This is a genomic window from Nonomuraea sp. NPDC049480 (assembly GCF_044465905.1).
Taxonomy (GTDB): Bacteria; Actinomycetota; Actinomycetes; order Streptosporangiales; family Streptosporangiaceae; genus Nonomuraea.
In genome coordinates this window covers 142146-165984 of record NZ_JBITMD010000007.1, presented here as the reverse complement: position 1 = coordinate 165984, position 23839 = coordinate 142146, and the positions used below count along the sequence as shown (strand labels likewise).

Below are 23839 nucleotides of genomic sequence, written 5' to 3'. Positions count from 1 at the left end.
GCGATGAGTGTTGGCCGCGCCTCACTGGGCACGGCCAACGCGCTCGACGCTACTGAGCTGAGCGTCACAGAGGCGGCCCAGCGAGGCGTTGCCCGCCTGGTGGCTGATGCGGAGCAGGGGACCGATCTGGTGGTCACCCGTCGGCATCAGCCAGTGGCGGCCGTGGTGAGCATTCGCCGGCTCAATGAGTTGGAGGAGGCGGCGGCTGATCTGCGTGATCTGGCGCTTGTGCTCGCCCGGTCGGTCACGGACACGGGGGAGCGGGTCTCGCTCGATGAGGTGCTTGCCGCTTTCGGGCATACTCGCGAGTCGCTGTCCGCCATCCCGGACGACGAGTGAATCGTGTCCGACGTCGTCTTCACGGCGCCGGCGGTCGACGACCTCCGGCGCATTGGCCCAGACGCGGTGCCCAAGGTACTCAAGAAGATCCTTCTCCTGCTGGACAACCCTGAGGCTGGTTACCCGCTCGGCGGGGAACTGACCGGTTTCCGGAAGCTGGTGGTCGGTCGCAACACCTGGCGTGTCGTCTACCGCATCACCGAAGACAAGTGGGTGGAGATCTGCGAGGTGTGGGCTGTCGGTGAGCAGGCCGACGCGGAAGTGTACGCGGAGGCGACGGCGAGAGTTCGCGAGGCGGGTGCCGGCCGTCCCGAGATCGTCCAGCTCGGCCAGGTGATCGAGCGACTTGGCACGCTGGCCGATCACATTCGGGTGGAGAAAGCACCCCCTAGAGAACCGGTTCCCGATTGGCTCGCGGATCGGTTGATCTACACGGTCGGGATGGCGCGCGAGGACATGGCCGCTCTTGATCTCCAAGAGGCGGTCGACTTGTGGGCTGAGTACCGGTCGAAGCCGCGTTAGGTCGCACGTCTATGGCCTGAAGTGAAGTGCTACCACCAGCAATATCTTTTTAAAGTGCCGAACGGGTACTGCGGCATCGGAGGCACTGGCGTCTCCTGCCCGGTCGGTCTGACGTCCGGCGAGGCGTAGACCTGCATAGATGGCCCGGCGCTGTCGGCGGCTGAGCGAGGTGCTCCGCGCGGGCGACGGATGGCCGGCGCCTGCAGCGTGGCCAGGACGCCGGCGTCAGCGTAGAGCGGCGGTTGGGTTTCAAGCACGGAGCTCGGCGAGGGGCCGGAATCATGATTCGGCCAGTGCGACCGCCCTTTCCAGGGCGTGCCGGGCGTCCTGTGGCGAACGTCTGCCGAGGCCGCAGGCGGGGGAGACGTCCACCATACGCGAGAGGACACTCTCCACAGTGCGGAGGATCTTCCGCTGGTCGCCCGGTTCTTGAGCCTCGTGGACCAGGCCGGCGGCGAACCTGGTGTCCCGGGGTAACGCCGCGAGGGATTCCAGCGGTTGGTAGAAGCCCGGTTCCAGGGGCGGCGGCTGGTCGCCCGCCGCCAGCGGAACATGGACGTACTCCAGCGAGCGGCCTCGCGGCCAGATCCGAAGCAGCGCGTTGACCATGGACACCGCAGGCGCAACAGTGCTCAATCGCTTCAGCGCCTTGTTGTTGAGGTCGCCGACGCAAAGGTGGACGCCGAAGCGAGTGCCCGGAGGTGCGGCGGAGACCTGCTTCACCATGCCGTGGACCAGCAAGTACGCAGCCGCCGTCCTCAGTGGCTTGGGCACGGTGGCCACCATGACCAACTCGGCGGGCACCTCAAGCTGGAACAGCACGTCTTGGCCGCCCCATCCGGTGATCTCCTCGATCTCCCGGGCGAGCGCGTCCCGGAAAGTCCCCCGGTGTCTGACTGTCCCGGCCGATCCGAAGGCGAAGAATGCGAGGTCCAGGTCGCCAGGGATCCCAACCTGGAACGACACAGCGTCCAGACGATGTTCCACGCGGATCTTCTTGAAGATCTCATAGCTTTCCCGAGCGGTGGCCGCGTGCCCGAGGTCGAGGGAGCCGGAGGTGAGCCGGTGTCCGCGCTTCACCATGAAGACGGGGCGGTCGTCGTAGTCGGACCAGTTTCCGTCCGTCCGCAGTTCGACGTCCGGATGCTCGCGGAGGCCGTCGACGATGTGCGTGATCCAGTTGCGGCGGGCGCCGACCTCCCCGTCCGCCAGTGACCTTAGGTACGGGCCCGCCATGCCTGCCGCGGTCGTCATGGCCTGACGTGTGTCGGCTGCTGGGTAGCTTCCGACGAGATGGATGTGGCGGCTTGGCATGTTCTCCTCCTCGTCAGCCCGCCACCACGCGGCAGCGGCGTCGTGGCCGTGTTCTGCGTTAGGGTGCGCTCCCCGAGTGTGATGAGTTTCGATCCTCCGGTCGAGCAGCCGATCGAATTCTGAGAGTGTCTCGCCGGTGCGTGCTGATCCCCCGTTCACGCGCCTGGCATGAGCGGCAACATCCGCTTGGCTGCTTGTCCCGTTCCGAACGGGTACTGCTTGATCGGTGGCACGGGCGTGACCTGCTCGGTGGGGGCTGACGTCCGGCGAGGCGCGTAGGTGCATCCAGCGGTCCGGCTCTTGCAGTCCGCCCGTACCCGCTCGTGCTCGTCCACGGCGGCGGCGGGCGTGGCACCGACTGGCTCGGCACGCCAGCACCGAACGTGCGGCCGGGCCTGGGACCAGTCACCCCTCGTGGCCGTCGGGGGTCATCCGAGGTCACGACGGTGGAGCCCGGCCAGCCCGGCAGCGGTGAGCCCGGCGGCGACGACGGCCAGCAGGACCAGCGGCGTCATGGTGAATTCGGCGACCGGAAGCCCAGGGGTCTGCGCGAACGGCGACACCTTCAAGATCGACGGATCGGCGTCCAGCAGTTCCACCGCGAACTCGAGCACGAGGCACAGGCCGAGCGCGGTATAGGGGACGATCGCGGCGAGCCGTGGCATCAGGCCGTACACCAGCGCCGAGATGGCGGCCAGCACCAGGACCGAAGGCAGCCGCGTCAGGTTCGCACCCAACAGCCGTGGAATCTCGCCGCCCGGATCTCCCGTGGACAGCCCGTAGACCAGCCCCATCCCGAGACCAAGCCCAGCGAGCACGATCCCCGACCCGGCTACGACGATGGCAAGGTGACCGCCTGCCCAGCGCAGCCTGCCGACCGGGCCGGTCAGGATGGTATCGGCACGGCCGGAGGTCTCTTCCGTCCGCAACCGCAGGGTCGCCTGAATCGCGTAGACCGTGATGACCTGGCTCATCAGGTAGATGACGAAGGCGAAGAAGCCGTCGACGGGACGGCCACCGCCACCCATCCGCTCGATCAGGCCCCTGAGGGCCTCGCTCGCGTTCAGTTGTTCGGTGACGCTCCGCGCCACGCCTCCCAGGCCGGCCCCGAACGCGGTGAACGCGACGGCCCAGGCGAGCAGCGTGCCCCTCTGCAGCCGCCATGCCAGGGCAAGCGAAGTGCGCAAACCCGGCGCCGCGTCGGCGGGTCCGAGCCGGGGCGGGAGGATTCCGGCCCCCAGGTCCCGGCGTGCGGATATCCGGTAGGCGCCGGCCACCAGCAGCAGGATCAGGCCGATGACGGGCAGCAGCGGCCAGTAGTGGTCACCGGCGAAGGGGCGCATGTGCTGGGTCCAGCCGAACGGCGACAGCCAGGACACCCAGGGACTCTTCTCGACGTCCGCGGTCGCGCGCACCGCGTACAGGACGACCTGTTGCAGGTCGGCCCGTCGGCCGTCTCGGGTGCGGTGAAGTACCTGATGCGGGTCGGGATCGTGACCCGTGAGCGAGACCCCGGAGAGCGTCGTGATCATTACCGCGTCGACCAGACGGCGTGGTACAAAGCGGCAGCATCGAGTGACGAGGTGTTCCGTCGCTTCGAGGAGGGCGCACGCGACGGGGCCGACGTATTGGGCACGGACACGCCCGCCGGGGCCCGGATGGACGAGACCCGGCGCTTCTTCGCGTTCCTCCGCAGCGAGGTCCCCCTGCTTCTGCACAAGTGGAACGAGTTGAACGCTCAGCCCGCAGAGCAGCCGGCCAGCCCGGATCGAGGGGCCCTGTGATGGCACCTGGCGGCCACCTGGCCCCCAGGTTACTGAAGAGGCTGCTGACGAACGACTCTCATCCAGGCGTCCCAAGTCCTGGAAGAAGTGGCGAAATGCTCCTCTTGGGGAGATCATTCAAATCCGCCTCGAGCGCCGGATGCGCCTCGGCATCGAGAGCGAGGCACAGGCCGCAGCGCGCATCCAACGTGTCCGCCGACGGATGCAGCACCGGTCGGTCTGACATCTGGCGACGCATAGGCGTGCGTAGCGGCCGGTCCTTGCGTAGAGCGAGGACCGGCATTTTGCTACTTCGAGTAGTAAACTGAGCCCATGAGCATGCCAGAGCGAGACTTCGCCCCCGGAGACGGCCCGGCCGCCAAGGTCAGTGTGTCTCTGAGAACGGGGAACATTCGCGCTGTCCGAGAGCGAGTCGGGGCCCGCGGTTTTTCCGCCTACGTTGATGCCGCTGTGGAGCGTCAGATCGAGCGGGATCTCTTGGAGGAGGCCCTGCAGGCGAACGAGGCCGCTTCTGGGCCGATCCCACAGTCCTTGCGTGATGAGGCGGCGGAGTTGTTCCGCCGCGTGAAGTCGGCGCCCGCACTCCAAGAGGAGGACGGATGGCGCGCGCACGAAGCCGGTTGAGCGCGGGCACCGTCGTTCTCGATTGCGAGGGGCTCGTGAAGTGGTGCGAGGCCGACCAGCGAGTGACGGCATTCGTACGGGAGGCGCAGGACAACGATTTTCGGGTGGTGGTCAGCGCCATGACACCGATCGAGGCGCAAGACGTTCGGGTCAAAAGCGATCGTCTCAAGTGGTATCTGTCCCGGTTGAAGATTGAGCCGGTGACCGAGGACATCTCCTCGCGAGCGATCGAGCTTCTTCGAGATGCCCGCCTGCACGGTCACAAGTACGCCATCGACGCTGTGGTCGCAGCCACCGCACTGCGCTCGGTGCGCCCTGCCATCGTCCTGACGTCTGACGAGGACGACCTGAGCAAACTGTGCGGGAAAGCAGCGCAGGTGGTCGCTGTCTAGACTCGATCTGCTGGCGGCGGAAGGCCCGTTGCTGGGAGAGCCGTACACGCGACAGCTCGATGGCAAGCTGCGCGAGCTGCGGTTCTACCTTGATGATCTGACAATGCGGATCAGCTACTGGATCGCTTCGGATCGGCGCCTTCTGGCTGTTTTCCACAAAACGTGAATGAGGGAAGATCGAGAAGTGGACCGGGCTCGGCGGGCGCTGTCCCGTTGCAAGGACGAGGCGCACTCGGTGGACGAGGAGTGGTGATGAGCGAGCGGACCGATTGGGCTGATCTCCGTGACCGACGACTGTCCGAGCCAGGGGCGGCCGAGGCATACGATGCGGCTCGTCTCGCCTTCGAACTCGGTCGGGCAGTACGACAGATGCGGGAATCTCGTGGGTGGAGCCAGAGCGAGCTGGCTCGTGCGGCTGGCATGACGCAGTCAGCAGTGGCCCGTTTCGAAGGAGGAGGCACCGTGCCGACGCTGCCGGTCCTCGAGCGACTGGCTAGGGCTCTGGACGCCGAGCTGGAGGTGCGAATCAGTCCACGTGCTCCCGCAGCCCGAGCCTGATTTATCGCGCGAGATGAAGTGCTACCACCAGCAGTATCTTCACAAAGTTCCCAATGGGTACTGCGGTATAGGGGGCACAGGCGTGGCCTGTCCGGTCGGGCTGACGTCCGGCGAGGCATGAGCCGACGCTCGCTTCGGGATCGCGGTTCTGTGCAGAAAGATATACAGTTGATGTATGACTGTTCTGCGCGACGCTACTGAGCTGAGCGTCACAGAGGCGGCCCAGCGAGGGGTCGCTCGCCTGGTGGCTGATGCGGAGCAGGGGGCCGATCTGGTGGTCACCCGCCGGCATCAGCCAGTGGCGGCCGTGGTGAGCATCCGCCGGCTCGATGAGTTGGAAGAGGCGGCGGCTGATCTGCGCGACCTGGCGCTTGTGCTCGCCCGGTCGGTCACGGACACGGGGGAGCGGGTCTCGCTCGATGAGGTGCTTGCCGCTTTCGGGCATACTCGCGAGTCGCTGTCCGCCATCCCGGACGACGAGTGAGTCGTGTCCGACGTCGTCTTCACGGCGCCGGCAGTCGATGATCTCCGACGCATTGGCCCAGATGCGGTGCCCAAGGTACTCAAGAAGATCCTTCTCCTGCTGGAGAACCCCGAGGCTGGTTACCCGCTCGGCGGGGAACTTACCGGTTTTCGGAAGCTTGTGGTCGGCCGCAACACCTGGCGTGTCGTTTACCGGATCACCGAGGACAAGTCGGTCGAGATCTGTGAAGTATGGGCCGTCGGTGAGCGAGCCGATGCGGAGGTGTACGCAGAGGCGACGGCGAGAGTTCGGGACGCAGGGGACAATCGTCCGGAGATCGTCCGACTCGGCCAGGTGATCGAGCGTCTCGGCACGCTGGCTGATCACCTGCAGGTGGATGAAGCGCCCCCTAGAGAACCGGTTCCGGACTGGCTCGCGGATCGGTTGATCCACACGGTTGGGATGGCCCGCGAGAACGTCGCCGCTCTTGATCTTCAAGAGGCGGTCGACTTGTGGACTGACTACCGGTCGAAGCCGCACTAGGCCGCATTACTATCCCCTGCAGTGCATTGCTACCACCAGCAGCACTTGTTCAAGGTTCCGAACGGCTACTACGGCATCGGTGGTACCGGTGTCAAGATGAGTAACCCATCCGAGTGGCCGAACACTTGTCCGACAGGTCTGACGAAGACCGAAGATTGACGAGATCATTTCGGATCGGGCCTACCGCGATCGTTCTCAACGGTTGATTGGGTTCGTAGCCATGGGTCTGGAGTTGGGAACAGGTCAGCCGGTTAACATGGTTCATTTGCTGCGGAGCGCCGCAACACGCTTGTCATGGTGCAGAATGATCGTGTGACGAAGGTCGTTCCGGCTGAGCGGATGCCGGCGGCAGCACTGGCCGCCAGGGTCATCATGACCTTGCAGGTAGGCTTGGGACTTTTATTTCTAGCCATATTTTTGGCGGGCGCAGTGGCTGCCGCCAGCGATGCGGCACTTCTCGTGGCGTTCCTCCCCGGCCTCTTGTTCGTGGTGCTCCAGGGGTGGCTGATATTTCGCTGGTCGTCACGCAGGAAGTGGGTGCGCTGGTCTGCCATCGCCATCGAGGTGGTCGCGGTCGGCAGCAGTGTCATCACGGCCGTTGTCGACGGCGAGCTCGGTGGGGCAACGCTGGCCGGCCAGGTCCTGCCGCTCGCGATCGTCGTCCTGCTGCTCACGCCCTCGGCGGCACGCTGGTTCGAACGTTGACGTCGCCCATCATGAGGTCATCGGCACGCGTTCCTCCGCCGACGGACTCATGCTTGTCCCGGCAGGCCCTACGAAGACCGAGGGAATGACAAGATCATTTAGCAGCTCAAGATCCACTCATTCAGTCGGCTGGTTGCGGGTTCGTCTCCGAACGCGCAAACAGGTCCCCGGCCAACTGGAGATCCAGCGGCGGGCGCTTTGCATTTATGCGCCGAGCTGCGGTCGCGGCGGCTTCGGCGAACCATACAGCTCCCGGTAAACCTCGCGTAGTTCGACTGCTTCGGCCAGGCCATGTTCCTCGACGCCCGCGATGACCTCTTTCGCCCGCCAGTAGTTCGATGGCACGAGCAAGCCACTCATCACCGCCTGGAGAGCGACGTGGCCAGCCTCACCCGGCTCGTCCGTGGCAAGCAGGGCCAGCGCCAGATCCAGCCGCGCGGACGCGGCCCGGCGCGGGCGCGGCCCGCCGTCCTCAGCGGACTCCAGCCGTGCGAGGACCTGCCGTGCGTATCCCACCGCAGCAGGATCGCCAAGCCACGACAGCGTTGTCGCGGTATACGCCTCGCTTTTGGCGGGGTCGTAGCGGAAGTGGTGCTCCGGCCGGTCCGGCATGGGCATGGGAGAGACGATCTGATGAATCCGGGTGAGCGCGGCCCTCGTCTCGGTGCCCTTCCTCATCCGCGCCCATGCCCGACCTTCCTGCCCGGTCGCCTGGATGTACGCCGAGCTCTTGCGCGGGGCGCCGTCTTGCGCTGCCTGGGCGAGGATCATGGCGTGCTGGTATTCACCCTCGGTGAGGGCTTGCCATGCTTCTGTTTCCAGGCACCACGCCTTGATCTCGGCGTGCTCGGCGTCGTCGGCCAACTGCCCCGCCGTCCGCAGGCGCGCTGCGGCTGCGGGATGTTGTCGCAAGTCGATGTGGCAGGTTCCCGCAAGCAGCGATAGCCAGCCGCCGGCCACGAGTAGGCGGCGGTGCTCGGCGAGGGTCTTCTTGCCGTCGAGGAGCCGCGCAACGTACTCCAAGTGCCGTCTCACCCGCCCCAGCAGTTGGGCGGGGGGTGTGCGAGGGTAGGCCGACGCCAGGTCGTCCACGGCGAGCTCCAGCCGTTCCAGCGTTTCCCTGCCGACATCGCTGGCCGCCGCGCGGCGAGCGAGCTCGATGGCGTCGATCTCGTCGCCGAGGTACGTCTCATCGTCCACGTCGTTGAACAGGACGTGCTCGCTCAGCCCATACAGGCGGCAGTACAGCTCGGCGTATTCGTCGTCGGGCCGATGCTTGCCGCTCTCATGATCCCGGATTCGGCGCACCATGCTCTCGGGCTCAGGCATGATCCTTTCGGCGACCTTGGAAAGTTGCACTGCGAGATCCCGTTGAGACCATCCTCGTCTGGTCCGTTCGGTACGCAGCCGACCGGCCCAGGCCGGAATCTTGCTCATCGTGCGCACACCTCCGGAGGACGGGCGGACACGGGCGGATAGCCGGGTGCGCCTCCAGTGTCCTCTCCCGCAGTCGTACCACGCGTGGATGTGATGGAACCGTGCACTGGGACAGGGAAAACCGCGACGCCATGACTGATGTCGAGCTGCGAAGCCTGGTTGAGATCACGGACCAGAACGTTCGTCAGGTGATGGCTCGGGCGGCGCTCCTGCAGGACTGGGCGGGGCGTCAGCTCTCCACGCTGCGCAACACCTACCCGGCCTGGAACATCGACCGTGAGCGGGGTCCGGCCGGAGAGGTGTCTTGGACAGCCGAGTTGCGCAGAGAACTCACACCCGCGCTGGTGGCGGCGGGAGTCATGAGTACTATCCGGCAGCCGGACGCCATCGCGCTCGCTGCCACCCTGGCCTGGCAGGCGGCCCTTCTCCACAACGGGGGACGGTCCCGTGCCGGACCTATCTGAGCCACCCTGGCCCGCCGGTTGCAGGTGTCGCAGGCGGCGGGTCAGGGGTCCAGGTCAGGCCGCGAATGGCCTGACTCAGCCAGCCCTTTGGGCCGACGAAGAGGGATATCCCGAGATGGTCAACGACAGACACAAGATCAACGATCTGTACGCGCACGACCTCGACGAGGACTTGTTCGCTGAAGTGGACGGGACCACTCTGGCGTACGCGCCGATACCCGACGTCGAGGACGCGTACGCCGTGCGCGACATGAGCAACATCGACGCCGGGACCATCCGCCAGCCGGGCACCGCGCTGCGGAAGCTCGGCGTGGTCCTCTAGCCGCACACCGCAGTCCTCGCCGGAGGCGCAACCCCTCCAGCTACGGACCCCGAGCAGGCGCGGCGGTCACGGCCCCACCACACCCAAGGCCCACCGCCGCGCCACTGGAAGTGACTGGAACATGCGCGACTGGGAGTGGTACGTGCCACGAGTGCCGCGACCGCGGGTGCGTAAGACGTCCTGCTGCGGTGCCTACGAATTCGTGTGCGAGGGCGGCGAGTACGTCGTGTTGCGCCCCGCCAAAGATGGAGGCCACGAGGAAACCGCCAGGGGCTTGTACGCACGCACCCTGGCGGTGTGGAACGAGCTCGTCTCCCAGCACCAATGCAGCAGGCGGGCGTCATGATCGCCGCTCGTCAACTGGCTTCCTTGAGCCGTAGCCATCCTTGTCTGCCCGCACGGCTACGGCACCCTCGCCCCGGCGCACCAGGCCCGGGACCGGGGCGAACAGGCCGTGGGGCTGTGCTGCTGGAGTCGCAGCCTCACGGCCGTTCGCCACCCTCTCCGGCCCCCAGCGCCGTAAGCTCGCCAACTACTCAACCGACCGGAAGACCACCATGACCGATGCCCTGATAGACGCGCTGAGCGACGCGTTCCCTGACCGGCCACTGCGGATCGGGACACGCAGCTCACCCATGGCCAAGCACCAGGCCGGCGACGTACGCGACCGCATCCAGAAACGCATCCCCGGCCTGGACGTCGAGCTGGTTCCCATGCAGACCAGCGCCGACCTGTGGCCGGGCGACCTCGCCGAGCTGGGCGGCAAGCGGCGAGCATGCCCGGTGAGCGTGAGCCGGCGGCCGAGCCGGTCGGCCAGTCATCCCGCCACGACATGGGAGAACAACGACCCGACAACGAAGACCGCCATCACGGCACCGACGTCAAGCTAGCGTTTTGGCGGCCGGCGTAACCGACCGGCCATCGCTACGCCGCTCTTTTAGCCGGATAGATGAGGATGAGATCCACGCCTGGACGCGTATACAGGCGCAGCCGGTAGATGCCAGGACCGCTGCGCGCGAGATTGGGGAAGCGCACCTTGCTCGCCGACAGCGTCTGCATCACCAGGTGACCCGATTCGCTGACGATGTCCGCCTCGGCCACCTTGTCCCAGCCTTTGCGTCGCAGAGGTGGCGGGGCCGAACGCAGCGCCTTCGCCGTGACGCAGGTCGCCCAGTCCTGGCTGGGTGTGAAGATCAAGGCCAGCTGACCGCTGGTTGCCAGGGTGTCGACCGATTCCGCATTCCAGATCACCTCGGAATCTTCCTCGGTGTCCGATTCCGGGTCCCGGATGCCGTAGGGCTGTGCATCCCAGTCGTAATAGGACGCGGTCGCCTGGAATCGAGTACGTAGCGCGGGCCACGGGTCGCGGCACAGAGCGTCCTCCTTGCGCGCCTCGCGCGCAAACTGTTCGCGCTCGATGTTCTCCTTCTCTGCCTGCTGCTGCTCTATCTGAGCGGACGACAGCAACAGATCCGGATGTTTCCGTTCGATCACCTCCGGGCAGAGCAGCGCGAGCAGCGCCGGCCGAGCCTTGACCGGCTCTCCGGCGGCGAACCTGGTGCACGCATCTCTGCCCTTGCCCAGCAGTTCCTGGTCCGAGACCTGTCGATCAGGCTTGCTCACGCTGCACAGGTAGGCCCGATCGCGCTCGTGGGGCGGGACATCCGCGACACGTGGCGGTTTCCACCGCGCCCAACAATCCAAAAGCTGATCGCTCTGCCAGGTGTAGGTGAGATGTGGAGGGTCCTCGGGTCCGACGACCATCAGCAGGAGGACCGTGGCTGCCACAGCCGCGACCGCTGTGGGCACTCGCAGAGGCGCCTTCTGTCTCGGCTCACGGTTCAGTTCATGCGCCGTGCGCGCCAGCCAGACGACGTAGAGCACATCCATCGCCTCGGCGATCGACTCGATCGTGCTGCCCCTCGTCAGGCCATCTACGAGCTCTACCAGGAACGCACTGGCGAATGTGCCCCGCCTGGCAGGACCCGTGCTGGGTGGATCAAGGGTGTCTCTGTCCTGCTGCGATCCGGCTGGTGTTGGATATTCGGTGCATAGCGGTAAAAGGTTCACTAACCTCTTCGGGTGATTTCCTACCGTGCGATCGTCCCTGCGGACCTCGACCGCGTGACCGCTTGGATCGTGACTGAGCCCGTCGGCTGGATCCCCGCCGACCGTTACCTCACCGAACTGGCCGAGAACATGTACCGGCCGGAATGGACGTGGATCGCCGAGGTAGGCGACCGGGTCGTGGGACGGGCGCTGTGGTGGGGGCCGAGGGACAGCGCGTACCCGGTCGCGCTCGACTGCCTCGACGTGGATCCCGCCATGGGTGACCGCGCCGCCATCGCCGCCGAGCTGATCAGGGCCGCGCTGGCGGGGTTCCCGCGGCCGGTGCAGTACGCGATCAAGGTGGCGGGCGGCTGGCGCGACGATCCGGCCACGTCGGTGGCCGTGGAGTGGCGGCGGGCGGCGGCACACGCGGCGGGCCTCACCCGGGAGGTGGAGCGGCTGCAGTTCGAGTGGACACCGGCCGACGGGGTGCCTCCGGCGACCGGCGCGCTGCGGTTCGCCGAGGCGTCCGACGAGGAGTTCCTGGCGGTGTTCACGAGAATCGCCGAGGGCAGCCTGGACGCCCAGACCCGGGCGAGCCTGGCGGCCAAGGGCGTGGACGCGACCGCGCGCGAAGAGATGGACTTCTATCTGAGGGCGCCGGGCAAGCGGGAGTGGTGGCGGATCGCCTATACGCACGAGGGCGAGGTGGCCGGTATGGCGATCCCCTCGGCGACGCCGTACAACGTGAATGTCGGGTATCTCGGGGTGGTCCCGGAGTTCCGGGGGCGCGGCTACGTGGACGAACTGCTCGCCGAGATCACCCGCTTCCACGCGGCCAACGGAGAGTCGCGCGTCACCGCCACCACCGACGTGGGCAACGCGCCGATGGCGGCAGCGTTCCAGCGTGCTGGATACCGCAACACGGAGATCCGGATCAACCTCTCCAACGACATCCGGCCCTGAGAACTGCCGATGCCGATGCGGGGTGGACGCCTTCACCAGATTTCACGGTTGTGCCAGGCACTTGGCGCCGGCGATGCCCACGGAGAGCTCCTTGCCGGATTTGCCCTGCACACTGATGGAGTTGGTGTCGCCGGAGTAGGCCACCTCGGCTGCTGAGTCGCAGATCTTCTGTGCTGTGCTTGACTCGCCGTCGCCGAGGGTGGTCTCGATCGACACCAGCGTGCACTGGCCCTGCATGGTAACCGATTCGATTTCGGGCTGCTGCGCACGCTGCTTGACCTTGTCGGCGGTCTTGCCGCAGGAGTCCTGGGCGGGTGCCGAGGTCGCGCTCTGGCCGTCCCCGGGTGGTGGGCTCGGTGCGCGTGGGCCGGCTCCCGGCTGGCCGCAGCCGGACGAGACGACGAGCGCGATGGCCAGCAGGGCGATCCTGGAGATCATTGCCATCAGGCGGTCACCGAGAGGGTCCAGCCCTGTTTGCAACTGGAGCTGAAGGTTCCGTTGTCGCAGCCTTCGACGATGAACCGGTAGCCGCTGGTGGTCATCACGCGGACCCGCATCCGGCCGCTGGTGCCTCCGCCGACGTCTCGCTGGGTTCCGGCTCTCTCCGCGGCGCTGGTCCAGCGGACGAGGAAGCGGTCGTAGGAGCGGGGGGCGGTCGTACGCCAGTCGACGTAGGCGTATCCGCCGATCGACCAGGCCGACACCACCATCTTGGGCCCTTGCCGGGGTGACCAGACCATCTGCCCGCGAAGGAAGTTCTGCCTGCGTCCGGCCCAGACGCCGTTGAGGTAGACGTCCACCTCGGAGGTGCGCGGGCAGCCCAGCGCGCTGTTCTCGCCGCCGAGTTCGATCCACCGGGCGCCGATCAGGCCGTAGGGCTGAATGCGGCAGGCGCTCGTCACGGCCGCCCCGGTGGTCGCCGTTGCGGTGCCGGCATGGGCGGGGACCCCGGCGCACAACGTTGCGGCCAGCACGAGCGGGGTGCCGACCGATAGCACGCGGCATAGGGTCACTGCCGCGGATGTACGGCTGGTGCCAACACTTGCCATGATGCGATCATCTCGATTCTGGTGGTGTGGGTGTAGTGAGGGCACCGCCGCGCGTGCTGCGGTCGGCCAAGGGGCGCGCATGGCCTGGTGAATGAGCGCGTCATCTGGACCCGGCTCTTCATCGTGGAAGGGCTGGGCCGCCCCTGGTGAAAGGCTCAGTTGCTGTCGGCATCCCGACGAGGACCGAGGAGGAGTGGATCGGAGTGAGATCGACTCGTCGGCCGGCCTGCGTCTGCCGTTGCTCGATCTGTCGATCGATGTGAGGGCGACGATTCAACGATGGGCGGGCACGCGATGAGCTGGTGGGGACGCTGCCGAGTCCACGTGAAAGGCCGGGACCTGCGTGACCTGGTTCTGGTCAGGTGGTACTGGGCCCCAGAGGGCTGTCAGGGGTTGGCGAGCCGCTCGCGAACGGTTCCTTCAGCTCAACAAAGATCGTGTGGGTGTCGGTGTCGCCGATGTTCTCGCCGGAATGCTCTTGAGCGCCGACCCATCGGACCTGCCCGGCTTGGAGTTCGACATCCACCTGCTGGGCGCCGGCCGCAACCCTTCTCTTGAAGGAACTCAGCGTGTACATGACACTGTCGGGATGCCGATGAGGGGTGGTCTTGTCGCCCGGCTTGTCCTTGTACTCCAGTACACGGATGCGCTCGTTCTCGAAGATCAGTTTATAGAGGTCGGGGTTGGTCGTGGTGGGATCGTGGTCCATGAGCGCATCACCCGGTCTGCTTCGTCAGAGCACTGACGCCGATATGGGACTCAAGTCCCATGGGACGAAGATACCATGATGGGCATGTCAGTACCATATGAGTTGGGTGGCCGTCATCAGCAGAAGGTTCGTACGCGCCAAGCGCTCATCTCGGCCACGCGTGAGCTGCTGACGCAGGGGGTCATCCCCACCGTGGAGCAGGCCGCGGCCGCAGCAGGGATCTCCCGGACGACGGCGTACCGGTACTTCCCCAATCAGCGCACGCTGCTGCTTGCCGCACATCCCGAGACCGAGCAGCAGTCGCTGCTGCCCGAGCATGCGCCCAGCGATCCGCAGGCCCGGCTCGACCTGGTCATGGAGGCTTTCACCCGGATAACCGTCGAGTGGGAACCGCAGCTGCGCACCTCGCTGCGCCTGTCGCTCGAACCGGCCCCCGACACCGACCGGCCGGTTCTCCGCGGAGGTCGAGCGATCGGCTGGATCGAGGACGCCCTGGCGCCCCTGCGCGAGACCAACCCCGAGATCGATGTGCATCGGCTCGCCGTGGCGATCCGATCCGCCAGCGGGATCGAGGCGCTGATATGGCTCACCGACATCGCCGGCCTCTCCCGTGAGGAGGCGGTGGAAACCATGCGCTGGTCGGCACACGCCCTGCTGCAATCGGCGCTCGCCGGCAGGGCCCCCTCACACTCGTAGCCTGCCCCTACCCCGGGCAACGGCTACTCCGGGTGGCCGCCGGACATCGGCGACGCCGTGCTACGCAATCACTGGAGGTGGGTGGCGAGGCTGCTGCGCGGGACGTACCGGGCTTCACTCGGTGGCCGTAGGAACCTTGTTGTACAACCGGCCGGCAAGGTCGACTCCCACGACCGCGCCGCTGTCGTCGCGGGTGAAGAAGCCGCGCTGCCCCGCCAACCCGCCGCTGGTGACGATGTACTCGTCCGTGCCGCCGGACAGCAGGCCGATGTCGGCCGGCGCGTAGTCCGCGGGCAGTTCGGTGTCCGACGCCGCACGGATCTCCGGCTTGATCAGGACCTCGAGTGTCAGCCCTGCCCCCTCCACGCTGATGGTGAGCGTCATGGCGTCGATCTCGTAGCGGCCGGCGATCTCGCGGGCCCGCGCCTCGTCATAGGGGAGCGGCTCCGGGTCTCGGTCGATCACCCCCAGGTAGTGCTCGAGCACCCAGCGGACGACGGCCTGGTTGAAGGGGATGCCATCCGGTCCTGCGTTGGACAGCGCGACGACGGCGAAGTTCCTTTCGGGCACGATGAGAAGCTCGGAGAACTGGCCGTACGCTGACCCTCCGTGCCCGACGGTGCGAACGCCGTCCACGTCGCGCAGGAACCAGCCGATGCCGATGGCGTCGCCGAGCGTGCTGGCCCGCAACGCGACCGTCGGCTCCTTCATCCGCTGCAGCACCTCGGCGGGCAGAACACCGACACCGCTCTCCGCGCGGCCGTCACCGAGATGGAAGCGGGCCCAGCGAAGCTGGTCGGCCAGCGAGGACGCGACGCCTCCGCCTGGGTTGTTGCCGCGCGTGTCCTTCCACGGCCGCGCGATGGACAGCGTTCCGTCCTGGCCGAGGTCGTGCCCCACGGCGAACCGCCGGGTCATGACATCAGCGGGCGCGAAGAAACTGTGCGACAGCCTCAGCGGCTCGAACACGAGGGAGGTGACGGCCCGCTCGAAGGTCAAGCCGGTGACCTTCTCGATGATCCGACCGGCCAGGTTGAACCCCGCCTGGCTGTAGGAGGCCCGGGCAGCAGGCGGCGCGATCTGCGCCAACTCGGCCATCTTCGCCACATAACCTGCCAGGGCGTCGTCCCCGTCACCGGTGTCGACGATGATCCCCCAATCCAGCCCTGCAGTGTGGTTGAGCAGGTTCTGCACGGTGACCTCCGCCGCGGCCCGCTCGTCCGCGAGCACGAGTTCGGGAACATACCGGCGCACCGGCGCCTCCAGCTCGACCCGTCCCTCCGCGACCAGGCGCATCAGCGCGGTCGCCGTATAGGTCTTGGTGACCGAGCCCAGCTGGTAGAGCGTGTCCTGGTCGACAGGCAGCGGGTTGTCGAGGCTCGTCACGCCGTGGCAGGCGTAAATCTCCTTTCCGTCCGCCCACACCCCGACGGCGACGCCAGGAATGCCGAACTTGGTGGCCGTCGCCTCGACGAAAGCGAACAGCGTGTTATCTGACATTTCATTCCCCTGAGTCTGAGTGGAGGTCTTGGTGAGTTCCATGGGGAAGACGATCGCCCCAGCCGCTGACACGGCGCTTCTGCGGCGCTGATACAACAGGCGAGATTGGTCAGGGCGGGCCTCAGCCCCGGTACGGCGTCAGCATCGGCTTTGATGGGCCGAATGTCATGCCTGATGGGGTGGCGTTCTGGGAGGCTATTGAGGTGCGAATTGTCCTGCTTGGCCCGATTGAGGCCTATGCCGATGACATGAAAATGATGGACATCGGCGGTGTCCGGTTGCGTATGTTGCTGGCAAGGCTCGCCATGGCGGCAGGTCGTCCGGTGTCTGCCGACTCGCTTATCGATGATGTGTGGGGTGACGAGCCGCCGTCAGGGGCGGCCGGCGCGTTGCAGGGACTGGTGTCCCGGTTGCGTAAGGCATTACGCAGGACCGGAACGGTGGACCTGGTGGCGGGGGGCTACCGGCTGTCGGTGCGGGACGCGGACGTGGACGCGCTTCGGTTCGAGGAGCTGGCCGGGCAGGGCAGGCGTGAGCTGGCGGCGGGCAGGCCCAAGGAGGCGGCTTCGGTGCTCGGCGGCGCGCTGGGGCTGTGGCGGGGCCCTGCGCTGGCGGATGTGCTGGAGGCCCCGTTCGCCCGCGTCTACGCCACGAGGCTGGAGGATGTGCGCGCAGCGGCCGCTGAGGACTACTTCGACGCGGAGCTTCAGCTGGGCAGGTACGCCGAGGTACTGTCCGATCTTGAGGCAGCCGGCGCTGAGCGCCCGCTGAGCGAGCGGCTGGCCGGGCTGCGGATGCGCGCGCTGTCGGCGGCGGGCCGTCAGGCCGATGCACTGGCGGTGTACGAGGAGATCCGCGCCGGGCTGAGCGAAGAACTCGGCGTCGATCCCTCGGCCGCGCTGCAGGAAACGCACCTGGCTCTCCTCCGCGGTGAGCTGGAGCGGCCCCAGGCGCGGCCGGTACCGGCCGCGAGCAAGCTTCCTGGACGGCTGACGAGCTTCATCGGCAGGAAGGCCGAGCTGGACAAGCTGGCGGAGCTGATGGCGGCCTCCCGGCTGGTCACCATCATCGGACCCGGCGGCGCGGGCAAGACCCGGCTGTCCCTTGAGACGGTGAGCCGCGATGGGGCTTACCAGCGTGGGCGGGTGTGGTTCGTACCGCTGGCCAGAGTGAGCGCGCCGGATCAACTGGTCGACGCGGTGGCAGGCGCGCTCAACTCCCTGGATTTCGGCCCGCCCGGCGGGTTGCAGACGCACAACGCCGTCGACCGGGTGGCCGAGCTGCTCGACGTCGGAGACGCGGTGCTGGTGCTGGACAACTGCGAGCATCTCGTTCAAGCCGCTGCCGAGCTCGCCGAACAGCTGCTCGACCGGCTGCCTCAGGTACGGATCCTGGCCACCAGCCGGGAACCGCTGGCGATCACTGGGGAGGCACTGTGCCATCTCGGCCCGCTCGAACTGCCGGCGGAGTCGCCGGAGCTCGCGGAGGCGGCCGCAGCAGCCGCGGTACGCCTGTTCGTCGACCGGGCCGCCGATGTCCGGCCGGGCTTCGTGCTGGAGGAGTCCACGGTGGACGCCGTGGTGGAGATCTGCCGGCGGCTGGACGGGATGCCGCTGGCCTTGGAGCTGGCCGCGGCCAAGCTGCGTTCGATGAGCGTGGACCAGATCGCGCGGCGCCTCGACGACCGGTTCCGGCTGCTCACCTCGGGTAGCAGGACCGCGCTGCCGCGCCAGCGCACGCTGCTCGCGCTGGTCGAGTGGAGCTGGGACCTGCTGGAGGAGCCCGAACGGGTGCTGGCCCGCAGGCTGTCGATCTTCCCCGGCGGGGCGACCGTCGACGCGCTGGAGGCAATCTGCTCGGACGAGGCGCTGCCCGCAGAGGACGTTTTGTACGTGCTCGGCTCGCTGGTCGAGAAGTCCATCGTGCAAGCCTCTGGCGAGGACGAAGAGCGCTACCAGATGCTGGAGACCATCCGCGCCTACGCGGGCACCCGGCTCGCGATGTCCGAGGACGACATCTCCGGCCGTTTCGCGGACCATTTCCTCGCGCTGGCCGAGGAGCACGAGCCGCTGCTGCGTACCGGTGAGCAGCTACGGGCGATCGCAGTCTTCGACGCCGAACACGACAACCTGATCTTCGCACTGCAAACGACCCTGGACGCCGGAGACGCGCTCATGGCGTCCCGCTTCGTCACAGCGATGTTCTGGTACTGGGGAATCAGGGGGATGAACGCCCAATTCGAGACGTTTCTCGCCGCGGTGCTCAAGTTCGGCGACGCGCTGCCTGACGAGGCGCGCGCCGCGTTCAGCGTGGTGTATCTCGCCGCGGGCGTCCCGGTTACCGCCGCCCAGGCGGATTCTCTGAGCGCGGGCGCCGATTCGATCGCGGCGCGGATGTTTCACCCGGCGTTGCCGTTGTTGCAGATTTCCCAGATGGCGTCCGCCACGGGCGACTTCGGGCTCACGGAACACCAGCGCCGGCAGGCGCTGAGCTCGCCGGATCCGTGGGTGAGGGCCAGCGCGCAGTGGGCGTGGGACTTCGTCCTCACCCAACGGGGCGACCTGCGGACCGGAGCGGCGGCGCGGCTGGAGGCACTGCGCGGCTTCGAAGCAGTGGGCGATCGCTGGGGGCTGGTGATGAGCCTGCTCAACGTCGGCCGGGACCATTCTCTGCGGGGCGAGTACAGCCCGGCCATCGCCGCATTCGAAAGGGCGGTCGCGATCAGCTCCGAGCTCGGCACAGAGGAGTACCTCTTCTCGACCAAGTCCAGGCTCGCGCAGGAACGGATGCGCAGCGGTGATCTGGACGGCGCCCTGCGGGACATCCACGCCGCGCGGCGCCAGGCCAAGGAGCGCGGCCATCGGCGTCTGGAGGCCAACCTGTTGTCCACGATCGCCGACGTGCACTGCGTCGCGGGTGACACGGAGCAGGCCGACCAGGCCCTGGACCGGCTGGAAGGACTCGTACACCGGCTGCCCTACCCGGAGGAGATGGCCAGGGACATGCTGGCGGGCATGCGGATGGCGGTCCGGCTCGGGGAGGGAGCGGCCGTACAAGCCCGCGAGCTGCTGCCCAGGGCCGTCCGCGGCTACTTCGCCCGGGGCGACAGCAGCGGCATGGCGTGGCCCGCGGCGCTGCTTGCCCGGCTGCTCGTGCTGGAGAATGACCCGCAAGGTGCGGCGACCGCTCTGGGGATGAGCCAGGTGATCCGCGGTGAGTTCGACGAGGGCTGCCCGGAGCTGCGTGCTCTGGTCACTGAACTGATCGGACGGCTCGGCGAGGACGGGTACCGCGAGGCGTACCGCCGAGGCGCCGAGCTGCCGAGGCAGGACGCGCTGAACCGGCTGGCCGAGCAGGCCGGCCAGCCTGTCAGTACTCCAGCCGGTGCGCCCAGAGATTGAGGAGGTGGTCGTCCAGCGACCATGACCTGATCACAAGCTCGTCGTCGCCTGCCGGTGTGAGTCCGGTCCGCGAAGCGTCTCTGATCGGCTTAGCGATCCTGAGGAATCCCTAGGAACAGTGCACGGCGAAATGCCGGGCATGCACCGATCGTCTTCGTGCCCTGGTGCCGGTGGACAAAGCCCCCGGCCCGCGTGGCACGTCCCTCCGGACGCTATCGGTCCAGCGTGCACGGCTATGGGACCGAGGAGGGTGCCCCGCGTCGCCTGGGCACGGGGCGTGCTGATGCCAGAACGATCCACAGGATCACTATGAGTCACTAACGAAAGAAGGCAGCCTGCCGCGTAGGTCCACCTGGCGGCTGTCTGTGGGAACAGAGTGCGCGCCTTGCACACGCGCTCCACCGGGCGGCCAAAGCTGACCCGAATCGACGGTTCCACGCGTTGTTCGACAAAGGCCTGTCGCAGGGACGTGTTGAAACGGCATGGCAGGACGTGCGCCGCAACCGCGGCGCGGCCGGCATCGACCGCGTCACCTGACCGGCGGGCGCCGGCGGATGCCGTTCTCGCTGCGCATGCGGATGCGGGCGCGTTCGCGGCGTTGGGCGGCCAGCACATCGGCGTGGCGGGCGTGGGCGTTGCGCCGGCGCAGGTAAGGCGTGCAGTGCGCGAGTCTCGCCGCGGGGCCAGTCCAGGAGATCGCCGGGTGTAGCGTTTTGACACCTCGTATGGGTAACCGCTATCTATTGGCTAACCGTTAGGGGGTCGAGTGCAGGACGCAGTGCTGGCGATGCTCGCCAAAGAGCCGACGCACGGGTACGACCTGCGCGTTCGGCTGCGGCAGAGTCTCGGTCCGCTGGGCGAGTCGATGAATCCCGGTCAGATCTATGTGACCTTGGCCCGGCTGGAAAGGGCGGGGCTCGTGGTCTGCGAGCGGGCGGACGGCCTTCCCGAACGACCGGAGCGCAAGGTCTATGCGCTGACGGCGGCCGGGCAGCAGCGGGTGGCCGCCTGGCTGGCCGAGGTGGGCTGGCCGAAACCGGACCTGGCGGAGTTTCATCTCAAGCTCGTCGCTGCCGCCGCGGCCCGGCTGGCCGACCCCGTCGAGCTGGTGGCGGCGCAGCGCCGTGAGTTGCTGCGCCGCTTGCGTGAGGCGCAGCACGCGGCGCTGGCCGAGCCGCCGGGATCGGCCGGCGGCCTGCTGCTGGAAGGGGTCGTGCTGCGGTTGCAGGCGGACCTGCGCTGGCTGGAGGCCTGCGAGCGAGCCTGGTCCAAGGGCGATGACAGAGCTGAGGGTGGATGAACGTGTTACGTGGCGTGGTCCGGGCCCGCGGCCTGGTGAAGGATCACGGTCAGGGGCAGAGCCGGGTCCGCGCGGTTGACGCCGTCGACCTGGAGGTGCCGCAGGGGGAGATGCTGGCGGTGATGGGGCCCAGCGGCTGCGGGAAATCTACTCTGCTGCACCTGCTGGGTGGCCTGGAGCGGCCCACCGGCGGGGAGGTGTGGCTGGCCGATCGGCGCATCGACCGCCTGAGCGAGCGGGCCCTGGCACAGATGCGGCGCCGGTCGGCAGGATTCGTCTTCCAGGCCTTCCACCTGGTGGAGGAGCTGTCGGCGGCCGAGAACGTGGAGCTGCCCGCGCTGCTGGCCGGGCGTTCACGACGCGCGGCCAGGCGGCGCGCTGGCCTGCTGCTGGAGCGGGTCGGGCTCGCCGACCGCGCCCGGCATCTGCCGTCGCAACTGTCCGGTGGGCAGCGCCAGCGGGTCGCCATCGCCCGCGCGCTGGTCAACGATCCGCTGGTCGTCCTGGCCGACGAGCCGACCGGCAACCTCGACACCGCGGCGACCCTCGATGTGCTGAGGATCTTCGAGGATCTGCGTTCCGCGGGACAGACCTTCGTGATCGTCACGCATGACGAGCGGGTGGCGGCCACCGCGGACCGGCTGGTCTCGATGCGCGACGGGATGTTCGTCGACGACACCCGGCTGGCCGGCTCCCACACGCGCGGGCTCGGCGGGCTGATCGGGCTGGAGGGCTGAACGCCATGGGCTCCATCGTGCTTGTCGTGCGCCTGGTGCTGGCTGACGTGCGCCGGCACAAGGCCCAGGCCGCGATGCTCCTGCTCGCGGTCACCGCGGCCACCGCCACGATGGCACTGGGCCTGTCCCTGCGCGGCGTGAGCGACGCGCTGTACGAGCGGACCCGCGCGGCCACCGCCGGGCCGGACGTGGTGGCACTCTCCGGCGACACGGGCCCCGCCGTGACCTCGGCCCTGACCTCGCTAGCGAACGCTCCCGAAGTCACCGCCCACCATGGCCCCTATCGCATCGTCTACGCCAACCTCACCACGCGCGATTCCGTGTCGTCCCCGGTGGTGGTGCACGGCTTCGCCAAGAAGCCCGGCGCGGTCAACCGGCCGCTGGTGACCTCGGGTCAGTGGGTCCGATCCGGCGGCACGGTCCTCGAACGCGGCTTCGCCACCGCGCTGGGCGTCGGCGTCGGCGACCGCGTCACCATCGCCGGCCGGTCGTACCCCGTCGTCGGGACCGCCGTCACCGCGGCCACCTCCATCTACCCCTGGGCGGCGCAGATCGGCCCGGGCGGCGGCCCCAGCGACTACAGCGGCCTGGCCTGGATGACCCGATCAGATGCCCGGACACTGGCGTCGTCCCAAGATCTCCCGGTGACCTCGGCCCTGGACCTCAAGCTGCGCGACCCCGCCGCGACCGAGGCCTTCCGCGACGCCCACCGCGTCTCCACCATCAGGGTCAACTTCCACTCCTGGCAGTTCAGAGCCGAACAGGACACGGTCATCCTCAGAAACAGTCAGCCGATCCTGGTCGTCGGTAGCTGGCTGCTCAGCTTCCTGTCCATCACCGGAGTGGCGGCACTGGCCGCGGGACGCGCCGTCGAGCAGACGCGCCGGGCCGGGCTGCTCAAGGCCGTCGGCGCCACCCCGGGTCTGATCGCCGCCGTCCTGCTCACTGAGTACCTGGCGCTGGCGCTGGTCGGCGACGCGCTGGGGTTGGTGATCGCCCGCCTGACCGTGCCCGCCATCGCCAGTCCCACCGCCAGCCGGGTCGGCGACGCGGTCGGGCTGACCGGCGTCACCGTTGCCGCGGCGACCGTCCTCGCCGTGGCGGTCGCGGTGCTGTCCACGCTGCGTCCCACGCTGCGGGCCATGCGTACGGCGACCGTCACGGCGCTGTCCGCCACCGCGCACCAGCCCCGTCACCGACCCTGGATCACCGCGCTGTCCGCGCTGCTGCCCACGCCGCTTCTGCTCGGGCTGCGGCTGACCGCCCGCCGGCCGGGCCGCGCCGTGCTGCAGGCATGCTCCACCGCCACCACAGTGATCGCGATCGTCGCCCTGCTGACCCTCTACGCCCAGCCGGAGAGGGGCTATGGCCTGGGAGGCTCCTCCGCCCTGCCCAACCTGCGAGGCGAGCACGACCGCCAGCTGATGCTCGCCGTCACCATCCTGCTGATCGCACTCGCCGTCGTGAACACCATCACCTTCACCTGGACCACTGCCATCGAGGCCCGGGCGAACATGGCCATCGCACGTACGCTCGGCGCCACCCCAGGGCAGATCTCCGCGGGGCTGTCCACCGCCCAGCTCCTGCCCAGCCTGCCCGGCGCCATCATCGGCGTGCCTCTGGGCATCGGCCTGCTCTCGCTCTTCGCCGCCAGGAATGCGGTGGAACCCCCCTCCTCCTGGCTGTTCGGCGCCGCACTCGCGACTCTCCTGGCGACGGTGGCGCTCACGGCCCTGCCCGCACGCCTGGCGGCGCGCCGGCCCGTGGCACAGACCCTCAGCGCCGAAACCGCGTGACCGGCCCCGCCCAGCAGAGGCGCTCAGCGGACCGAGTCCCGCACAACGCCGCAGAGACCTCATCCGCCTCACCAGCGTTCGCCGACGGGCACCGGCGTCTAGATGAATCGATTCGATCGACGGAAAGGAACCCCGAAGTGGCATCTGACGCCGCCGGCACTCGGCGATT

General features: G+C 67.9%; 27 protein-coding genes and 2 pseudogenes. 21 read left to right on the top strand and 8 right to left on the bottom strand.

Annotated elements, in window-relative coordinates:
• The first annotated feature begins 3 nt into the window (after nt 1-3).
• The 3 genes and pseudogenes from ACIBX3_RS21900 to ACIBX3_RS21890 all read left to right on the top strand — a co-directional run.
• A complete protein-coding gene (locus tag ACIBX3_RS21900; protein ID WP_397119667.1) occupies nt 4-339 on the top strand; it encodes a type II toxin-antitoxin system prevent-host-death family antitoxin in 336 nt (111 codons plus the stop codon).
• 3 nt (nt 340-342) lie between these two features.
• Nucleotides 343-861: a type II toxin-antitoxin system RelE/ParE family toxin gene (locus tag ACIBX3_RS21895; protein WP_397119665.1), complete on the top strand. Its 519-nt coding sequence runs from the start codon at nt 343-345 to the stop codon at nt 859-861.
• 30 nt (nt 862-891) lie between these two features.
• A pseudogene (locus tag ACIBX3_RS21890) lies at nt 892-990 on the top strand (peptide-methionine (S)-S-oxide reductase); the annotation flags it as partial.
• Between the two features lie 150 nt (nt 991-1140).
• On the opposite strand, the gene ACIBX3_RS21885 reads toward ACIBX3_RS21890, so the two are convergent.
• Complete coding sequence (locus ACIBX3_RS21885) at nt 1141-2115, bottom strand: hypothetical protein (protein WP_397119663.1); 975 nt, start codon at nt 2113-2115, stop codon at nt 1141-1143.
• 488 nt (nt 2116-2603) lie between these two features.
• The gene (locus tag ACIBX3_RS21880) at nt 2604-3590 is read right to left on the bottom strand and encodes an ABC transporter permease (protein WP_397119661.1); all 987 of its coding nucleotides are present in this window, start codon (nt 3588-3590) and stop codon (nt 2604-2606) included.
• 18 nt (nt 3591-3608) lie between these two features.
• On the opposite strand from ACIBX3_RS21880, the gene ACIBX3_RS21875 reads away from it, so the two are divergent.
• The 8 genes and pseudogenes from ACIBX3_RS21875 to ACIBX3_RS21840 all read left to right on the top strand — a co-directional run bounded on the left by ACIBX3_RS21875 (nt 3609) and on the right by ACIBX3_RS21840 (nt 7244).
• Complete coding sequence (locus ACIBX3_RS21875; protein ID WP_397119659.1) at nt 3609-3959, top strand: GbsR/MarR family transcriptional regulator; 351 nt, start codon at nt 3609-3611, stop codon at nt 3957-3959.
• Nucleotides 3960-4558: 599 nt separating this feature from the next.
• Nucleotides 4559-4975: a type II toxin-antitoxin system VapC family toxin gene (locus tag ACIBX3_RS21870; RefSeq protein WP_397119657.1), complete on the top strand. Its 417-nt coding sequence runs from the start codon at nt 4559-4561 to the stop codon at nt 4973-4975.
• A 28-nt stretch (nt 4976-5003) separates the two neighbouring features.
• Nucleotides 5004-5141 carry a hypothetical protein gene (locus ACIBX3_RS21865; protein WP_397119655.1) on the top strand — a complete coding sequence of 46 codons (138 nt, stop codon included), beginning with the start codon at nt 5004-5006 and terminating at the stop codon, nt 5139-5141.
• Between the two features lie 86 nt (nt 5142-5227).
• Nucleotides 5228-5533: a helix-turn-helix domain-containing protein gene (locus tag ACIBX3_RS21860; protein ID WP_397119654.1), complete on the top strand. Its 306-nt coding sequence runs from the start codon at nt 5228-5230 to the stop codon at nt 5531-5533.
• Nucleotides 5534-5555: 22 nt separating this feature from the next.
• Nucleotides 5556-5654 (top strand): annotated as a pseudogene (locus tag ACIBX3_RS21855) (peptide-methionine (S)-S-oxide reductase); the annotation flags it as partial.
• Nucleotides 5655-5708: 54 nt separating this feature from the next.
• Nucleotides 5709-6017: a type II toxin-antitoxin system prevent-host-death family antitoxin gene (locus ACIBX3_RS21850; RefSeq protein WP_397119652.1), complete on the top strand. Its 309-nt coding sequence runs from the start codon at nt 5709-5711 to the stop codon at nt 6015-6017.
• 3 nt (nt 6018-6020) lie between these two features.
• On the top strand, nt 6021-6539 hold the full coding sequence (locus tag ACIBX3_RS21845; RefSeq protein ID WP_397119650.1) for a type II toxin-antitoxin system RelE/ParE family toxin: 519 nt from the start codon (nt 6021-6023) through the stop codon (nt 6537-6539).
• A 294-nt stretch (nt 6540-6833) separates the two neighbouring features.
• A complete protein-coding gene (locus tag ACIBX3_RS21840) occupies nt 6834-7244 on the top strand; it encodes a hypothetical protein (RefSeq protein WP_397119648.1) in 411 nt (136 codons plus the stop codon).
• 204 nt (nt 7245-7448) lie between these two features.
• On the opposite strand, the gene ACIBX3_RS21835 is transcribed toward ACIBX3_RS21840, so the two are convergent.
• Entirely contained in the window at nt 7449-8681 is a 1233-nt protein-coding gene (locus tag ACIBX3_RS21835; RefSeq protein ID WP_397119647.1) for a multiprotein-bridging factor 1 family protein, read from the bottom strand.
• A 131-nt stretch (nt 8682-8812) separates the two neighbouring features.
• Here ACIBX3_RS21835 and ACIBX3_RS21830 point away from each other — a divergent pair, with 131 nt between their 5' ends.
• The 4 genes from ACIBX3_RS21830 (at nt 8813) to ACIBX3_RS21815 (ending at nt 10357) form a co-directional block, all read left to right on the top strand.
• Nucleotides 8813-9145 carry a hypothetical protein gene (locus ACIBX3_RS21830; protein WP_397119645.1) on the top strand — a complete coding sequence of 111 codons (333 nt, stop codon included), beginning with the start codon at nt 8813-8815 and terminating at the stop codon, nt 9143-9145.
• Nucleotides 9146-9260: 115 nt separating this feature from the next.
• Nucleotides 9261-9467: a hypothetical protein gene (locus ACIBX3_RS21825; RefSeq protein ID WP_397119644.1), complete on the top strand. Its 207-nt coding sequence runs from the start codon at nt 9261-9263 to the stop codon at nt 9465-9467.
• Nucleotides 9468-9588: 121 nt separating this feature from the next.
• Nucleotides 9589-9813 (top strand): hypothetical protein, encoded by a 225-nt coding sequence (locus tag ACIBX3_RS21820; protein ID WP_397119642.1) that lies wholly within the window; start codon nt 9589-9591, stop codon nt 9811-9813.
• 211 nt (nt 9814-10024) lie between these two features.
• Complete coding sequence (locus ACIBX3_RS21815) at nt 10025-10357, top strand: hypothetical protein (protein ID WP_397119641.1); 333 nt, start codon at nt 10025-10027, stop codon at nt 10355-10357.
• A 34-nt stretch (nt 10358-10391) separates the two neighbouring features.
• Here ACIBX3_RS21815 and ACIBX3_RS21810 read toward each other — a convergent pair whose 3' ends face one another.
• Nucleotides 10392-11357, bottom strand: coding sequence for a hypothetical protein (locus tag ACIBX3_RS21810; protein WP_397119639.1), 966 nt, complete (start codon nt 11355-11357; stop codon nt 10392-10394).
• A 249-nt stretch (nt 11358-11606) separates the two neighbouring features.
• On the opposite strand from ACIBX3_RS21810, the gene ACIBX3_RS21805 reads away from it, so the two are divergent.
• Nucleotides 11607-12482: a GNAT family N-acetyltransferase gene (locus ACIBX3_RS21805; RefSeq protein ID WP_397119637.1), complete on the top strand. Its 876-nt coding sequence runs from the start codon at nt 11607-11609 to the stop codon at nt 12480-12482.
• 42 nt (nt 12483-12524) lie between these two features.
• On the opposite strand, the gene ACIBX3_RS21800 is transcribed toward ACIBX3_RS21805, so the two are convergent.
• The 3 genes from ACIBX3_RS21800 to ACIBX3_RS21790 all read right to left on the bottom strand — a co-directional run bounded on the left by ACIBX3_RS21800 (nt 12525) and on the right by ACIBX3_RS21790 (nt 14240).
• A complete protein-coding gene (locus ACIBX3_RS21800; protein ID WP_397119635.1) occupies nt 12525-12920 on the bottom strand; it encodes a hypothetical protein in 396 nt (131 codons plus the stop codon).
• A gap of 5 nt (nt 12921-12925) precedes the next feature.
• Nucleotides 12926-13480: an LGFP repeat-containing protein gene (locus ACIBX3_RS21795; RefSeq protein WP_397119633.1), complete on the bottom strand. Its 555-nt coding sequence runs from the start codon at nt 13478-13480 to the stop codon at nt 12926-12928.
• Nucleotides 13481-13889: 409 nt separating this feature from the next.
• On the bottom strand, nt 13890-14240 hold the full coding sequence (locus ACIBX3_RS21790; protein ID WP_397119632.1) for a hypothetical protein: 351 nt from the start codon (nt 14238-14240) through the stop codon (nt 13890-13892).
• Nucleotides 14241-14324: 84 nt separating this feature from the next.
• On the opposite strand from ACIBX3_RS21790, the gene ACIBX3_RS21785 reads away from it, so the two are divergent.
• Nucleotides 14325-14936, top strand: coding sequence for a TetR/AcrR family transcriptional regulator (locus ACIBX3_RS21785; RefSeq protein WP_397119630.1), 612 nt, complete (start codon nt 14325-14327; stop codon nt 14934-14936).
• A 114-nt stretch (nt 14937-15050) separates the two neighbouring features.
• Here the strand turns inward: ACIBX3_RS21785 and ACIBX3_RS21780 are convergent, their stop codons facing one another.
• Complete coding sequence (locus ACIBX3_RS21780) at nt 15051-16436, bottom strand: serine hydrolase domain-containing protein (protein WP_397119628.1); 1386 nt, start codon at nt 16434-16436, stop codon at nt 15051-15053.
• A gap of 248 nt (nt 16437-16684) precedes the next feature.
• Between ACIBX3_RS21780 and ACIBX3_RS21775 the strand changes: the two genes are divergently transcribed.
• The 4 genes from ACIBX3_RS21775 to ACIBX3_RS21760 all read left to right on the top strand — a co-directional run bounded on the left by ACIBX3_RS21775 (nt 16685) and on the right by ACIBX3_RS21760 (nt 23670).
• On the top strand, nt 16685-19837 hold the full coding sequence (locus ACIBX3_RS21775; protein WP_397119626.1) for a BTAD domain-containing putative transcriptional regulator: 3153 nt from the start codon (nt 16685-16687) through the stop codon (nt 19835-19837).
• A gap of 766 nt (nt 19838-20603) precedes the next feature.
• Entirely contained in the window at nt 20604-21137 is a 534-nt protein-coding gene (locus ACIBX3_RS21770; RefSeq protein ID WP_397119624.1) for a PadR family transcriptional regulator, read from the top strand.
• On the top strand, nt 21134-21874 hold the full coding sequence (locus ACIBX3_RS21765) for an ABC transporter ATP-binding protein (protein WP_397119622.1): 741 nt from the start codon (nt 21134-21136) through the stop codon (nt 21872-21874). The genes ACIBX3_RS21770 and ACIBX3_RS21765 overlap by 4 nt, the downstream gene beginning before the upstream one ends.
• 5 nt (nt 21875-21879) lie before the next feature.
• Nucleotides 21880-23670: an FtsX-like permease family protein gene (locus tag ACIBX3_RS21760; protein ID WP_397119620.1), complete on the top strand. Its 1791-nt coding sequence runs from the start codon at nt 21880-21882 to the stop codon at nt 23668-23670.
• Nucleotides 23671-23839 lie beyond the last annotated feature (169 nt).